This window comes from Bartonella sp. B10, from assembly GCF_053794435.1.
Genome location: NZ_CP200030.1, coordinates 279,787 through 296,084 on the forward strand (window position 1 = coordinate 279,787; position 16,298 = coordinate 296,084).

A 16,298-nucleotide genomic window follows, 5' to 3' on the forward strand; every position below is an offset into this window, starting at 1 on the left:
TTAAACTATTCTAATACTATCTTAATAAAAATTTCTTCATCAAGCCTCTCAGAATAATCTGAGAGAACTATTTTTGGTGCGCTCTTGAATTATCACTCTGTGGTATCAGATAGAGCACGCCGTGCAATAAGCTCGCGTGCATCATCAAGCTCTACATTAAGAGCGAGTGAACGCATTTCTTTCACTAACACATTAAAACTCTCAGGTATACCTGCTTCAAATGTATCATCTCCACGCACAATGGCTTCATAAACTTTTGTGCGACCAGCCACATCATCTGATTTAACTGTCAGCATTTCCTGCAAAGTATACGCAGCACCGTAAGCTTCAAGTGCCCAAACTTCCATTTCACCAAAACGCTGACCACCAAATTGAGCCTTACCACCCAACGGCTGCTGAGTAACAAGAGAATAAGGACCAATTGAACGTGCATGAATTTTATCATCAACAAGGTGGTGTAATTTAAGCATATAGATGTAACCAACCGTCACTGGACGATCAAACGGTTCTCCAGTACGACCATCATAAAGCGTAACCTGACCGGAACTATCCAAACCTGCATCTTCAAGCATCAAATTAATATCAGCCTCATGTGCTCCATCAAAAATAGGTGTTGCAATCGAAACACCTTTTTTCATCTGCAACGCTAATTTATAAAGGCTTTCATTATCATACTTACGCACTGGCTCATTACGATCATTATCAGGAATGAAATTCTCAATACGCTGACGCAAAGGAAGTATATCTCCAGTCTCTTGATAAAACTCTACTAAATCCCCGATCTTCTTGCCCATACCCGCACACGCCCAACCGAGATGTGTCTCAAGAATCTGACCAACATTCATTCGACTAGGAACACCAAGCGGATTCAATACGATATCAGCATGAGTTCCATCCTCAAGAAACGGCATATCTTCTACAGGTAAAATACGAGACACAACCCCCTTATTACCATGACGTCCTGCCATTTTATCTCCTGGTTGAATTTTTCGCTTCACAGCAACAAAAACCTTTACCATTTTCATGACACCAGGAGGCATTTCATCGCCTCTTTGAACTTTTTCAACTTTGTCCATAAAGCGACGTTGCAATGCTTCTTTTGATTCATCATACTGCTTGCGCAAAGCCTCAACTGCATCCTGAAGCTTTTCATCTTCAACAGAAAACTGCCACCACTGTGAACGTGGATAATGCCCCATAACTACACTATCAAGCTTTTTACCTTTTACAAACCCCTTTGGACCATCTATTGCAAATTTACCTGCTAACATATCTGCAAGACGCGCATAGACGCTACGATCAAGAATTGACTGCTCATCATCACGATCTTTAGCTAAACGTTCAATTTCTTCACGCTCAATTGCCATAGCACGTTCATCTTTCTCCACACCATGACGATTAAAAACACGAACTTCAACAACAGTCCCAAAAGTCCCAGGCGGCATTCGCATAGAAGTATCACGAACATCTGAAGCCTTTTCCCCAAAAATTGCGCGTAAAAGCTTCTCTTCTGGTGTCATCGGACTTTCACCCTTTGGTGTAATTTTACCAACCAAAATATCACCAGGCTGAACATCAGCACCAATGTAAATAATACCTGCCTCATCTAGATTCCGTAATGCTTCTTCCGCAACATTAGGAATATCACGAGTGATTTCCTCTGGACCGAGCTTTGTATCGCGCGCAGCAACTTCGAATTCTTCAATATGAATTGAAGTAAAAACATCATCGGCAACAATACGCTCAGATAATAGAATGGAATCTTCGTAGTTGTATCCATTCCAAGGCATAAATGCTACGAGAACATTCCGCCCAAGAGCTAAATCACCAAGATCCGTAGATGGACCATCCGCAATGATATCACCCTTCTCTATCCGATCACCAACATGGACAAGAGGGCGCTGATTAATACAAGTTGACTGATTAGAACGCTGAAATTTTTGTAAACGATAAATGTCAACACCAGACTTTGAAGGATTTAAATCTTCTGTTGCACGAATAACAATACGTGTTGCATCAACTTGGTCAACAATACCACTACGTTTTGCACTAATAGCAGCTCCTGAATCGCGAGCAACTATTGATTCCATACCTGTTCCAACAAATGGTGCTTCAGTGCGTACAAGAGGAACTGCCTGACGTTGCATATTCGATCCCATCAACGCACGATTCGCATCATCATTCTCTAAAAATGGAATAAGAGCAGCAGCTACTGAAACCAACTGCTTCGGTGAAACATCCATTAAATCAACGTAATCGCGCGGCGCCATCAAAACCTCACCTGAGTGACGACAAACAACAAACTCCTCTGTAAAACGTCCTTCAGAATCTAACAAAGAATTGGCCTGAGCTACATAATGCTTAGACTCTTCCATAGCAGAAAGATAAATAACCTCTGTTGTAACTTTTCCATCAACAATCTTTCGATATGGACTCTCAATAAAACCATACTTGTTCACTCGCGCAAACGTCGCTAAAGAATTAATCAAACCAATATTAGGACCTTCTGGTGTTTCAATAGGACAAATACGACCATAATGCGTAGGATGTACGTCACGCACCTCAAATCCAGCACGCTCTCGAGTTAAACCGCCAGGACCTAAAGCAGAAAGACGACGCTTATGAGTAATTTCTGACAGCGGATTAGTTTGATCCATAAATTGAGACAACTGAGAAGATCCAAAAAATTCACGAACTGCCGCAGCAGCAGGCTTGGCGTTAATCAAATCTTGTGGCATAACCGTATCAATTTCAACTGACGACATGCGTTCTTTTATGGAACGCTCCATACGAAGTAAGCCGATACGATACTGATTTTCCATCAATTCCCCAACCGACCGAACACGACGATTACCAAGATTATCAATATCATCAATTTCACCACGACCATCACGCAGCTCAACCAACATCTTAATAACACCAAGAATATCCTCTTGACGTAAAACACGAATCGTATCTGAACAATCAAGATCCATACGCAAATTCATCTTAACACGCCCAACTGCTGAAAGATCGTAACGCTCTGGATCAAAAAATAACGAATGGAACATAGCCTCTGCTGTATCCATTGTTGGTGGCTCACCTGGACGCATTACTCGATAAATATCAAACAACGCATCCTGCCGACTCTCATTTTTATCCACTTTTAAAGTATTGCGAATATATGCTCCAATATTCATATGATCAATATCAAGAATATTGATTTGATTAGCATTAACATCAGATAAAATTTTTAATGTCTTTTCGTCAATTTCATCACCCGCTTCAAGGTAAATCTCACCTGTCTGATAATTGACTATATCTTCAGCTAGATAAGATCCCAATAAATCATCTTCACTAACTTTAACAGCCTTTAAACCATTTTCTGCTAAAGATTTTGCGATACGAGCTGTTAACTTCTTACCAGCCTCAGCAATTACTTCACCACTGTCAGCATCAACAAGATCAGAAACAAGCTTTATTCCCTTAAAACGATCTATGGAATAAGGAACACGCCACCCATTTTTATCCCGTTCATAAGAAACTTTATTATAAAAAGTAGACAAGATATCTGATGCATCCATACCCAATGCCATCAAAAGACTTGTTACAGGAATCTTACGCCGCCTATCAATACGAGCATAAATAATATCTTTAGCATCAAACTCAATATCAAGCCAAGAGCCGCGATACGGAATAATGCGAGCCGCAAAAAGAAACTTTCCCGACGAATGAGACTTCCCTTTATCATGATCAAAAAAAACACCTGGAGAACGATGCATTTGTGAAACAATAACACGCTCAGTACCATTAATAATAAAAGTACCATTTGCCGTCATCAAAGGCATGTCACCCATATAAACGCCCTGCTCTTTGATATCCTTTATATCCTTTGAGCCAGTATCCTCATCAACATCAAAGACAATTAGGCGCAAAATTACCTTCAATGGTGCAGCATAAGTCAAATCACGCTGACGGCACTCTTCAACATCAAATTTGGGTAAATCAAACTCATAACCAACAAATTCGAGTATGGCTGTACCTGAAAAATCTGAAATAGGAAATACTGATTTAAAAACAGCTTGCAAGCCTTCATCTGGACGCCCACCTTTCGGTTCCTCAATCATAAGAAACTGATCGTATGACGCTTTTTGAACCTCAATAAGATTCGGCATCTCCGCTACTTCAGGAATCTTACCAAAAAACTTGCGCACGCGCTTACGACCATTGAATTGGGACGTCATCGCTAGGGTCTGAGCCATCGTCGCTCCTCGATCTTTACTCTTCAAGGTAAACTAAACCTTGAAAGCTCTACGTCATTAACCTGCACATGCAGACCATCTCATTTGATGCCCGATAACGAGCATCACCGACTTACTCCACCAAAATATGCCAACTTATTTATTCGACTATATAATGATGGATACCACAAATGGAACCCATTCCTGCCAGCTATTAAACTACTTCAAAAAAAGGCTCCACCAAATACCTTCCTCCCTTTCAGAAGGAAGAAAATTGGCGAACGCAAACGCCCGCCGATAAAAATTTATTTAAGCTCAACTTTAGCACCAGCAGCCTCAAGCTGAGACTTAATTTTTTCTGCCTCATCCTTAGAAGCACCCTCTTTAACAGGCTTAGGCGCTCCCTCAACAAGATCTTTAGCCTCTTTAAGACCAAGACCAGTAAGAGCACGAACTTCCTTAATAACGTTAATTTTTTGAGCACCACCCTCAACAAGAATAACATCAAATTCTGTTTTTTCTTCAGCAACCGGAGCAGCAGCACCAGCTACAGCAGCAACCGCTACAGGAGCAGCAGCCGATACCCCCCATTTCTCCTCAAGCAACTTTGAAAGCTCCGCAGCCTCCAAAAGAGTTAGGTTAGAAAGATCTTCTACGATCTTAGCTAAATCAGCCATTTTAAAATTCCTTTAATTTAAAAATTTGAACCATTGTTTAGAACTTATTCAAAAAAATAAAAAAAGCACAAACACCTTTTCATAAATCTGAATAAAAACAGCCTTAAGCCGCTTCACCTTCTCGAGCATACGCACCAATAACACGAGCAACCTGACCAGCAGGGGCACTAACAACCTGAGCAATACGAGATGCAGGGGTAGAAATCATACCCACAAGCTTCGCCCGTAACTCATTTAATGAAGGCAATGAAGCCAAAGACTTCACAGCATCCACACTCAAATTTGTTGCACCCATAGAACCGCCAAGTATAATAAATTTATCATTGGTTTTCGCAAAATTAACAGCAACTTTTGGCGCTGTAATTGGATCTTCTGAATAAGCAATAAGCGTCTGCCCAGAAAACAAATCCATTATCGCTTCAGACTCCGTGCCCTGAAGAGCAATTTTAGCAAGACGGTTTTTTGCGACTTTAACGGCACCACCAGCTTCACTCATCTTTGAACGAAGATCGTTCATCTGCGAAACCGTTAGACCGGAATAATGTGCAACAACAACAGAACCAGACTCCTTAAAAGTCTCGTTAAGCCATGTAACAAATTCGCGTTTTTCCGTTCTATTCACTGTCTCTCTCCATTTAACAAGTTTGTGAAACAACAAACCTGTCGATTACCTTTGATAACACAAAAAATATTTATGCTATCGACGAGGATCCTGTCCCCTTATCACGCCCAGCGATCAAAGGTAACCTTGGCTCAAACCTCTAAAAGTCTTTCAACTCTATAGTTCTTACCCTAGTCTCATGCAGGCTTCCTTTTGATTAAGATACTAATGCATCACCCACAATCTCGGACAGGATATTCCGGAATTCCTTCCGGCACAACCTAAGCTTGATAAAACTTAGACATCTAAATGCCGACAAAAATCAACACCTTAAACAAAATCTCTACATTTACGCACCTCAAACAAAGCCATAAATTCACACATATCTATTCCGACCGAATAGTCGCAGGATCAACTTTAACTCCAACACCCATTGTCGAAGAAACCGCAACACGCTTAATATATTCTCCTTTTGCTCCCTGCGGCTTAGCCCTCACAACAGCCTGAGCAAAAGCTTTAATATTTTCTACTATTTTTTCAACCCCAAAGGAAGCCTTACCGATACCAGCATGCACAATACCAGCTTTCTCAACCCGAAACTCAACAGCACCACCCTTAGAAGCTTTTACAGCACCGACAACATCAACTGTTACAGTACCCACTTTCGGATTTGGCATTAAACTTCGTGGACCAAGAACTTTACCAAGACGACCAACAAGAGGCATCATATCAGGCGTCGCAATACAGCGATCAAAATTAATTACCCCATTATTAACGCTTTCGAACAAATCTTCAGCCCCGACAATATCTGCACCAGCAGCCCTAGCTTCTTCAGCCTTATCTCCACGAGCAAAAACGGCAACACGAATATTCCGCCCTGTCCCATTAGGTAAATGAGCAACACCCCGAACCATCTGATCCGCATGACGAGGATCAACACCTAAATTCATTGAAATTTCAATCGTTTCATCAAATTTAGCAATTGCACGCTCTTTAACCATAGACACAGCATCTGCTAAAGCGTAAAGTCTATTAAAATCAATATTCTTGCGAATATTTTTTATTCTTTTTGCTACTTTTCCCATAATTCTAACCCACTACTTCTAAACCCATAGAGCGAGCAGAACCTTCAATCATACGCATCGCCGCTTCAATGTCATTCGCATTAAGATCTTTCATTTTTATTTCTGCAATTGAATAAATCTTATCACGAGAAATATTCCCCACAGATACTTTACCAGGCTCCTTTGAACCAGACTTCAAATTCGCTTCTTTCTTCAAGAAAAAAGATACAGGAGGTGTTTTTAAAGAAAATGTGAAAGACTTATCCTGATAATAAGTAATAACCACCGGTATCGGCGCCCCCTTCTCCATTTCCTGTGTAGCAGCATTAAATGCCTTACAGAATTCCATAATATTAATACCACGCTGACCAAGAGCAGGACCAATCGGTGGAGACGGAGTAGCAGCCCCTGCAGGAACCTGCAATTTTAGCTGACCTATACTTTTTTTTGCCATAATAATCTGCCTTCAATTTATAATCGATAAACTGACAATCATTTTTCTTACTAGAAAAAAACGCAGCCCCGTGGTCAGGATCATCAAGCCGACAAAAGCTAAAATCACCTCCCACTAATTACTTAAAGTGATTAAAACCACCCCAAGCCAAAATCAGATTTTTTCAACCTGACCAAATTCCAAATCAACAGGCGTAGGACGCCCAAAAATCAATACCTCAACCTTAAGGCGAGAACGCTCTTCCTCAACCTCCTGAACAATACCATTGAATGAGACAAATGGCCCATCAGCAACACGAACCTGCTCACCAACCTCAAACAATACAGAAGACTTCGGAGAATCAACACCTTCCTGAACCTGCTTAAGAATTTGTTCTGCCTCCCGATCAGAAATAGGAACAGGACGCGAATCTGAACCTAAAAAACCTGTTACCTTAGGAGTATTTTTAATGAGATGATAAACCTCATCCGTTAACTCAGCACAAACAAGAACATAGCCAGGAAAAAACTTTCTCTCAGTATCAACCCTACGACCACGACGCACCTCAACAACACGCTCAGTCGGAACAAAAATTTTGTCAAAAAGATGATCAAGACCTTTTTGCTTCGCTTCTTTACTAATAGCCTCAGCTACCTTCTTTTCAAAATTAGAATATGCTTGAACAATATACCAACGAGCAGCCACAATCATACTTCCTTGTACTATCAACTAAAAAGATACTTCAGGAGATCAATACCTCGCCATACACCAAAATGCATAACCTGATCTACAACAAAAAAGAAAGCTGAAGCCAATGCTGTCATAAATAACACCATGACAGTAGAAATCACCGTTTCACGACGCGTAGGCCACTTTACTTTAGATGTCTCCGTATAAACTTGCTTAAAAAAGGCAATTGGATTGGTTTTAGACGCCATCAGTCACACTATATTCTTTCTAAATTTACCGCGATTCATATAATAAAACGAACGAGAGAAACCAATTTTTAGCTTTATAAAGCTTTTTGACTCTCTTTAATACCGATTCATACAAAAAAAACAAGCCCTATACAAAAAAAAGCGAAGAAGGCAGAAAAACCCACCTTCTCATTAACAAAAATCACACACCCCTTGGCAGGGGCAGCAGGGCTCGAACCCGCGACCTGCGGTTTTGGAGACCGCCGCTCTACCAACTGAGCTATACCCCTAATCTTCAAAAAAAAAACACCTTACAGCATAATCCAATAATTATTCACTCAATTATCTTAGAAACGATACCTGCACCTACAGTACGACCGCCCTCACGAATAGCAAAACGAAGCTTCTCTTCCATTGCAATCGGAACAATTAAGGAAACATCCATAGCAACATTATCTCCTGGCATAACCATTTCAGTACCTTCTGGAAGTATAACAATTCCAGTCACATCTGTTGTACGAAAATAAAATTGAGGGCGATAATTCGTAAAAAATGGAGTATGACGACCACCTTCATCTTTTGTCAAAATGTAAGCCTCTGCTTTAAACCTAGTATGAGGAGTAACTGAACCAGGCTTCGCTAAAACTTGACCACGCTCGATCCCATCACGATCAACACCACGAAGCAACGCACCAATATTATCACCCGCTTGCCCCTGATCTAAAAGTTTGCGAAACATTTCAACTCCTGTGACAGTCGTCTTAGAAGTTGGACGAATTCCGATAATCTCGATTTCTTCACCAACCTTAATAACACCACGCTCAACACGACCTGTAACAACAGTTCCACGACCAGAAATCGAAAAAACATCCTCTATCGGCATCAAAAATGGCTGATCAACTGGACGCTCCGGTGTCGGTATATAATTATCAACTTCACTCATCAAAAGACGAACTGCATCTTCACCAATACTTTTATCTGTATCTTCAAGAGCTGCCAACGCAGAACCCTTAACTATTGGTATATCATCTCCTGGAAAATCATATTTTGACAAAAGCTCACGAACCTCAAGCTCAACAAGCTCCAAAAGCTCAGCATCATCAACCTGATCAACTTTATTTAGAAAAACAACAATCGCTGGAACACCAACCTGACGTGCCAGCAAAATATGCTCACGCGTTTGAGGCATTGGGCCATCAGCTGCAGAAACAACCAAAATAGCACCATCCATCTGAGCAGCACCTGTAATCATGTTTTTAACATAATCCGCATGACCTGGACAATCAACATGCGCATAATGCCGGCTCTCTGTTTCATACTCAACATGCGCCGTAGAAATAGTGATTCCACGTGCACGTTCCTCCGGTGCCGCATCAATCTGGTCATACGCTTTAAATTCACCAAAATATTTTGTAATTGCTGCCGTTAACGAAGTCTTACCATGATCAACATGACCAATCGTACCTATATTAACATGCGGCTTCGTACGTTCAAACTTGCTCTTTGCCATCGCTGTCAGTCTCTTGTTTTGTTAGCACTTAGGAAACAGGCCTACAGAAATAAATCAAAATAGCCTAATACATAAGCCAAATTATTGCAATTATATGACGAAAAAATCTGCCTAATTTATGATAGAAGATTTTTTCCATCACGGTACATAATTAACCATCGAAAGCCACCTGGAGCGGGTAGCGGGAATCGAACCCGCATATTCAGCTTGGAAGGCTGCTGCTCTACCATTGAGCTATACCCGCATATCACGTACTAATTCTTCTTTGATGAATGGTGGAGGGGGTTGGATTCGAACCAACGTAGCATACGCAACGGATTTACAGTCCGCCCCCTTTAACCACTCGGGCACCCCTCCATTACATCAGCATAATTGCACAATGAGGCTTCACAACAACCAAACTTTGACTACCTACTTAATTCAAACTGGCTGCTGGGCGGTTATGACGATTAGTATCGTATCTGTCAACAAAATAAATACAATTCTGTATAAATTTTCTTCCTAAATATTAAAAATCTTTTATCATAGCTTTTTTCTAGCCACTTTTAGCATAAATCAGCTATAAACGAAAATATGAAAGAAAAAATATTTAAAAATTCTCATAATGCTCGTTCACATAAGCGATATCATAATACAAGAAACCTTTTTGCTCCATCTGTGACACATACGAAGCAAAAAATAGCCCCGTTAAAACAGGAAATAATTCGTCTTTATGGTATCCATTCAGTTCATGAAGCTTTGCAAAATCCTCAAAGAGTTTGTGAACGCCTCTATACTACACCAAATGCCTTAAAACGGTTAAATATACGCGAATCAGATTTTCCTTGTTCTGTCGTATTATGCTCACCCAAGCAACTTAATGCACTCGTCGGAAATGATGCAGTGCATCAAGGCGCTGTTTTAGAAACTAAACCTCTAAAACCATGTCAATTATCTGAACTAACAAATACTAATCTCATTGTTGTAATAGATCAAATTACCGATCCACATAATGTTGGTGCTATTATACGTTCCGCGGTCGCATTTCAAGCTGGAGCACTCATCACCACTTATCGTCACTCACCTAAAGAAAGTGGTGTATTTGCGAAAGCAGCTTCTGGGGCTTTAGAATTAATTAATTACATCACTGTTCGAAACCTTACTCAGGCTCTACATGAACTACATGAAGCAGGTTTTATTAGTCTTGGACTCGACTCAGAAGGTGATTTACCTCTAGAAACAGCATTGACAGGAAAAAAAATTGCACTTGTCTTAGGAGCAGAAGGAAAAGGTCTACGCAAAAAAACAAAAGAAACAGTCTCTGCACTAACACGACTTGATGTGCCCGGTGTAATTAAATCACTAAACGTTTCAAATGCTGCAGCAGTAGCACTTTATGCAGCTCATAAATATCTTAGACTATAATTTTTGATTCGCTCCGTTCTATATCAAAAAAACCAACCAATAAAAAACCCGAAAAAAGACCACCCATATGAGCTTCCCATGCTATTGAGATATTAGATATTTCAAACACAGACGAGGAAATACCTACAATAAAATTAACAACCAACCATACACTAAGATAAACAAATATAATCTTTGAGCAAAGCGCTTGTTTGATGGGTAATAAAGGTCCAAAAAGTCTTTTATTTTGCATGCCAATATCAAAATTTATAGGAAAACCATAACGCGCAATAGCTCCCATCATTCCAGAAATTGAACCTGACGCTCCAACAAGAGAGATAGTACTATCTTGATGCAATACAAAATAAGTTAAAGAAGAAACAATCGCCGTTAATACCCAAAAAATTAAAAAACGTAAACCTCCAAAATATCTTACAAAAAGAGACCCAAAAACCAAAAGCCAAACCATATTAATAGCAATATGCTCAAAATTACCATGCATGAATGAATAGCTGACAGTAGTATAGCAAAATGCTAAAGGTTCATTCTTGAATAACACTGGTGTAAATGAAAAAAATTCAAGACTTTTAATATAGAGTGGATTAGAAAAGAAATATGTAGGAATAAAGTAAATACAAAAACAAAACGCTATCAAAATAGTGATAATAAGCGGAACATTCAACAACGTCTCTCTAGGCTTTTCTGGTAACAGTAAAATATTACTGTATTGATTATCAGAACTTTTCATTGCATAAATCTCATACTCTTCATGGATATTGATAATTCTATACGAAAAAAAGATATGTCAGTCTTTATACCCTAAACGTCCCTTCAATCCATCTCATGAATGCTATTTTTTATATAAGTAAACACCTATTATCTTGGATAAAACACCCTATTAAACAAAAATCGATAACATTACCCATAAAATTACCACACAAAGATAAACTTAAATTAAGATTATTAAATTGGATGAAATCTATTTTTATCAATAAGATATCATTAAAACCTATCGACATCCCCCCTAACGAAGCAACAATATCTAATCAAAAGAAGAATAAAAAATAACCATAATCCAGCATATAACTTAATACGAAAGTTACTTATGGTGCAAGAAGTGAAATCTTTACTTGCAGTCCTTTAGCCACACATCATAAACAGGATGCTCAATGGCATTCAAGCCAGGGCTGTCTGCAAACATCCACCCCGTAAAGATACGCCGTACTTTTTTATCCAACGTCACTTCATTTACTTCAATAAAACCAGTTGTATGAGCTGGCTCATCCTTAGAACTTGTATAGCACACTCGCGGCACTACCTCTAAAACACCATACTGGTAAACTTTACCTAAAGAAACTTCAAAACGAGTCGTCCGACCAGTAATTTTATCAAGGCCTGCAAAAACAGCAATCCCATTGCTAACACGCTCGCATTGTACTCCACCAGTTGAAGACAAAATCGCTGCAATCCCTATGAAATAAATACAAAAAAAACGCCGAATGCCTGACAATAAAAGAAACCTCATAATATTAAACCGATTATATCAAAGAGGAATTTTAGCTATAATTCACAGCAAAACACTTCATTTGTTAGGTGACCACGCATCATAATCTTTATGCACACAAGGACGCTCCCTATTGTGAACAATCGATCCTCTTGCCCGATAAGCTTTATTTGTTCCCGTCATATTTGCAACATGAGGCTTTTCCCATTTATATGGTTTATAACATTCCTGCGTAGGTGGTATATCACAACGATGATGTATCCAGCCATGCCAACCTGGCGGGATAAAAGAAGCCTCAGAATAATCTTTATAAATTACCCAACGACGCGGATAACCATCTTTATGGTAACCACCTTCATAATAAACATTTCCAAACTGATCCTCCCCTATGCGCTTACCATTACACCATGTAAAAAAACGCGTATTGATAGTATTACCATTCCACCATGTAAAAACCTGCTTAAAGAAACCAGCCATACCATATTCCATTGTTTAATATTTTTACAGGATAGATCACCGAAACAAATCCACCACGGATTAAAAATAAAAAAACACCTGTAAGCTTAATGCCCACCCAATCTAATGAAAGATATCATATTTGTAACATTTTCTCTACCATATAATATTAATCTATACCAATTTTTATCTTAACCAGTTTATTAACAGTTTGAGGATTTGCTTTACCATCTGTCGCCTTCATTACCTGTCCAACAAACCAGCCTACTAAAGAAGGTTTTTGTTTTGCCTGCATAACTTTATCGTAGTTCTTGGCAACAATTTCATCAACAGCTTCTTCGATAGCTTTGATATCCGTTACCTGCTTCATATTACGCTCTTCAACAATTTGACGTGGATCGCCACCTTCATTCCAAATAATTTCAAAGAGATCTTTGGCAATTTTTCCGGAGATTGTTCCTTCTTTAATAAGATCAATAAGTTGTCCTAATTGATCTGGTAACACTGGAGACTCTTCTATGTCACGATTATCTTTATTTAAAGCACCTAAAAGATCATTAATGACCCAATTTGCAACCATTTTCCCATCACGCCCATGCGCCACTTTTTCAAAATAATCAGCGATTGCTTTTTCTGTTACAAGAATAGAAGCATCATATACAGTCAATCCCATATCCTTGATAAAACGCTCTTTTATATCATCAGGTAATTCTGGCAATTCAGATGCTAAAGCATCTACAAAGTCTTGATCAAATTCCAATGGTACAAGATCAGGATCAGGAAAATAACGATAATCATGTGCTTCTTCTTTTGAACGCATGGATCGCGTTTCACCTTTAGCAGCATCAAAAAGTCGAGTTTCTTGATCTATTACACCACCATCTTCTAAAATTGCAATTTGGCGACGTGCCTCATACTCAATCGCTTGACCAATAAAGCGAATAGAATTAACATTTTTTATCTCACAACGCGTTCCAAAATTTTCACCAGGTCGACGAACTGATACATTGATATCTGCACGCATAGAACCTTCATCCATATTACCATCGCAAGTTCCTAAATAACGAACAATCGTACGTAATTTTGTCATATAGGCTTTTGCTTCATCTGATGAACGCATATCAGGTCTGGAAACAATTTCCATGAGAGCTACACCAGAACGATTGAGATCTACAAAAGACATTGTGGGATGATGATCATGCACCAATTTCCCTGCATCTTGTTCGAGGTGCAGCCTCTCTATCCCAACTTCAACATCCTCAAACTGCCCATTTGAATCTGGACCAATAGATATAATAACTTTCCCCTCACCTACAATTGGATATTGAAATTGAGAAATCTGATATCCCTGTGGCAAATCTGGATAAAAATAATTTTTACGATCGAAAACAGATCTAAGATTAATCTTAGCCTTTAATCCTAAACCAGTTCGAATCGCTTGGCGAACACACTCATGATTAATAACAGGAAGCATACCAGGCATAGCTGCATCAATAAGCGACACATTATTATTTGACTCAGCGCCAAATTTTGTTGATGCACCCGAAAAAAGTTTTGAATTCGATATGACTTGCGCATGAACTTCCATGCCAACAACAACTTCCCAATCACCTGTTACTCCAGAAATAAAACGCTTAGAATCAGATGTACGCGTATCAACGATTTTCATTGCCAATCCATTATCAATATTAAAAGTAAGCTTAATGGCCAGTTTAAAACCACTATCAAGTGCAAGCCTAGAATATAAATTTAATAAAATAACCCTATTTTACCTAGCTTATTTTTTGGCAAAAATATTAACTTTTTTTAGCTGATTTCTTTTTGTCTGAAACTTTTCCCGTGCTTTCTCTTTTGACTGTAGATTTTTTATTAGTTGTTTTTTCTTCAATTAAATCCGATTCATCATATTCTTTCATTAACTCTTCAACCGTTACTTCTTTATCTGTAATTTGTATCTGCGTTAGTAAATAATCAATGACTTTTTCTTCAAAAATTGGAGCACGCAAATTTGCAACGGCTTCTGGTGTATTACGGAAAAAATCCATAACCTCTTTCTCTTGCCCAGGATACTGTCGAACTTGATCAAAAACTGCTGCCTTTAGTTCATCTTCACTTATTTTGATACCAACCTTCATCCCGATCTCAGAAAGCACTAAACCAAGACGAACGCGACGCTGTGCAAGTGTATGGTATTCTTCTCGCGCTTTCTCTTTCGTAACACCCTCATCTTCAAAACTACTACCAGCATTCTTTAAATCATCATTAACCTGAGTCCATATATTATTAAATTCAATTTCCAAAAGCCCTTCAGGAACCTCAAAATTATAATCAGCATCTAAAGAATCAAGAATTTGACGTTTAATTTTCTGACGTGTTACAAAACCATACCGGCTTTCAATTTGTTCCCGAACAGCTTCACGCAAGCGATCCAGAGATTCTAAACCAAGTTTTTTAGCTGCTTCATCATCAATCTTTAATTCATCCGGTTTTTGGATAGCTTTAACAGTAATATCAAATTCGGCCTCCTTACCAGCTAAATGTGCTGCACTATAATTGTCAGGAAATTTAACAGAAATTGTTGCTGTATCACCCGCTTTCATGCCAACTAATTGCTCCTCAAAACCAGGAATAAATTGTTTTGATCCAAGAATGAGTTGCGCATCACTATCTGCTCCACCCTCAAATGGGACACCCTCCAGTTTCCCCAAATAATCTATTATAATACGATCACCTTCTTCAGAAAAACCATCTTTTAGTGAATAACTACGAGTAGAAGAAAGGACATGCTCTATTTGCTCATTAATCTCCTGTTCAGGAACAGATACAATCTCACGGATAACTTCAATATTTCCAAAATCTTTAATTTCAAATTTTGGTAAAACTTCATACTTTAAACTGAAAATAAAATCAGCCTTTCCATCCAAAATTTTTTCATCTTCAACCACATCAATTTGTGGCTGCATTGCTGACCGCTCATTACGATCTGCTAAAACAGAATAGGGAGCATCACTAACAATCTTATTTAGAATTTCTGCCATAAAAGACTTACCGTACATTTTTCGTAAGTATTCAGAAGGCACTTTACCAGGACGAAAACCATTAATCTTTACCTTACTTTTAGTATCATCCAATCGTTCATGTAACTTTTTTTCTAAATCTTTTGCTGGAATCACGATCTTAATTTCGCGCTTCAGTCCTTCATTAATCATCTCAGTAATCTGCATCAAATAACCTTCATTTTCCTGAAGAGAGAGATAAACCCACTCTGATAATAACCACATTTAAACATTTGAGTGTTAAATCACCACGAAGCGGCCTTCCAGACACACAAAAACAATAGTATTCGAGGAATTCTTTTGGTGCGGATGGAGGGACTCGAACCCCCACGGTCTCCCGCCAGAACCTAAATCTGGTGCGTCTACCAATTTCGCCACATCCGCTCAAACCTATAAGCTAACAACCTCATATTAAGCGGCGTTTCTATACCATTAATTAGAGAAAAAAAGCAAACAAATATATTTTAAATATTAAAA

General features: G+C 38.8%; 14 protein-coding genes and 4 tRNA genes. 1 reads left to right on the forward strand and 17 read right to left on the reverse strand.

The genetic code is table 11. The features are described 5' to 3' along the window. Positions 1-92: 92 nt before the first annotated feature. The 11 genes from rpoB to V3565_RS01275 all read right to left on the reverse strand — a co-directional run bounded on the left by rpoB (position 93) and on the right by V3565_RS01275 (position 9,779). Positions 93-4,241 carry a DNA-directed RNA polymerase subunit beta gene (gene rpoB, locus V3565_RS01225; protein ID WP_455478524.1) on the reverse strand — a complete coding sequence of 1,383 codons (4,149 nt, stop codon included), beginning with the start codon at positions 4,239-4,241 and terminating at the stop codon, positions 93-95. A gap of 284 nt (positions 4,242-4,525) precedes the next feature. Then, positions 4,526-4,897 carry a 50S ribosomal protein L7/L12 gene (gene rplL, locus V3565_RS01230; RefSeq protein ID WP_455478525.1) on the reverse strand — a complete coding sequence of 124 codons (372 nt, stop codon included), beginning with the start codon at positions 4,895-4,897 and terminating at the stop codon, positions 4,526-4,528. 103 nt (positions 4,898-5,000) lie between these two features. After that, the gene (gene rplJ / locus V3565_RS01235; protein WP_455478526.1) at positions 5,001-5,519 is read right to left on the reverse strand and encodes a 50S ribosomal protein L10; all 519 of its coding nucleotides are present in this window, start codon (positions 5,517-5,519) and stop codon (positions 5,001-5,003) included. Positions 5,520-5,884: 365 nt separating this feature from the next. After that, positions 5,885-6,583: a 50S ribosomal protein L1 gene (gene rplA / locus V3565_RS01240; RefSeq protein ID WP_455478527.1), complete on the reverse strand. Its 699-nt coding sequence runs from the start codon at positions 6,581-6,583 to the stop codon at positions 5,885-5,887. Positions 6,584-6,587: 4 nt separating this feature from the next. Next, positions 6,588-7,016, reverse strand: coding sequence for a 50S ribosomal protein L11 (gene rplK / locus V3565_RS01245; RefSeq protein ID WP_455478528.1), 429 nt, complete (start codon positions 7,014-7,016; stop codon positions 6,588-6,590). 153 nt (positions 7,017-7,169) lie between these two features. After that, positions 7,170-7,700, reverse strand: a complete 531-nt coding sequence (nusG, locus tag V3565_RS01250) for a transcription termination/antitermination protein NusG (RefSeq protein ID WP_455478895.1) — start codon at positions 7,698-7,700, stop codon at positions 7,170-7,172. A gap of 20 nt (positions 7,701-7,720) precedes the next feature. Beyond that, a complete protein-coding gene (secE, locus tag V3565_RS01255) occupies positions 7,721-7,933 on the reverse strand; it encodes a preprotein translocase subunit SecE (RefSeq protein WP_455478529.1) in 213 nt (70 codons plus the stop codon). 193 nt (positions 7,934-8,126) lie between these two features. Next, positions 8,127-8,202, reverse strand: a tRNA-Trp gene (locus V3565_RS01260). Positions 8,203-8,246: 44 nt separating this feature from the next. Continuing rightward, positions 8,247-9,422 (reverse strand): elongation factor Tu, encoded by a 1,176-nt coding sequence (tuf, locus tag V3565_RS01265; protein WP_455478221.1) that lies wholly within the window; start codon positions 9,420-9,422, stop codon positions 8,247-8,249. Positions 9,423-9,592: 170 nt separating this feature from the next. Further along, positions 9,593-9,666 (reverse strand) — tRNA-Gly (locus V3565_RS01270). 29 nt (positions 9,667-9,695) lie between these two features. Further along, positions 9,696-9,779 (reverse strand) — tRNA-Tyr (locus V3565_RS01275). A gap of 216 nt (positions 9,780-9,995) precedes the next feature. Between V3565_RS01275 and V3565_RS01280 the strand changes: the two genes are divergently transcribed. Further along, entirely contained in the window at positions 9,996-10,826 is an 831-nt protein-coding gene (locus tag V3565_RS01280; protein ID WP_455478530.1) for a TrmH family RNA methyltransferase, read from the forward strand. On the opposite strand, the gene V3565_RS01285 is transcribed toward V3565_RS01280, so the two are convergent. From V3565_RS01285 to V3565_RS01310, 6 genes are all read right to left on the reverse strand, one after another. After that, positions 10,816-11,553: a rhomboid family intramembrane serine protease gene (locus V3565_RS01285; RefSeq protein WP_455478531.1), complete on the reverse strand. Its 738-nt coding sequence runs from the start codon at positions 11,551-11,553 to the stop codon at positions 10,816-10,818. The two genes, V3565_RS01280 and V3565_RS01285, sit on opposite strands and share 11 nt — an antisense overlap. Before the next feature lie 378 nt (positions 11,554-11,931). After that, positions 11,932-12,330: a DUF2155 domain-containing protein gene (locus V3565_RS01290; protein ID WP_455478532.1), complete on the reverse strand. Its 399-nt coding sequence runs from the start codon at positions 12,328-12,330 to the stop codon at positions 11,932-11,934. A 57-nt stretch (positions 12,331-12,387) separates the two neighbouring features. Further along, positions 12,388-12,786, reverse strand: coding sequence for an NADH:ubiquinone oxidoreductase subunit NDUFA12 (locus V3565_RS01295; protein ID WP_455478533.1), 399 nt, complete (start codon positions 12,784-12,786; stop codon positions 12,388-12,390). Between the two features lie 148 nt (positions 12,787-12,934). Continuing rightward, a complete protein-coding gene (gatB, locus tag V3565_RS01300) occupies positions 12,935-14,434 on the reverse strand; it encodes an Asp-tRNA(Asn)/Glu-tRNA(Gln) amidotransferase subunit GatB (protein WP_455478534.1) in 1,500 nt (499 codons plus the stop codon). Between the two features lie 127 nt (positions 14,435-14,561). Then, on the reverse strand, positions 14,562-15,989 hold the full coding sequence (gene tig, locus V3565_RS01305) for a trigger factor (RefSeq protein ID WP_455478535.1): 1,428 nt from the start codon (positions 15,987-15,989) through the stop codon (positions 14,562-14,564). A 133-nt stretch (positions 15,990-16,122) separates the two neighbouring features. After that, positions 16,123-16,205 (reverse strand) — tRNA-Leu (locus V3565_RS01310). Positions 16,206-16,298: the final 93 nt, after the last annotated feature.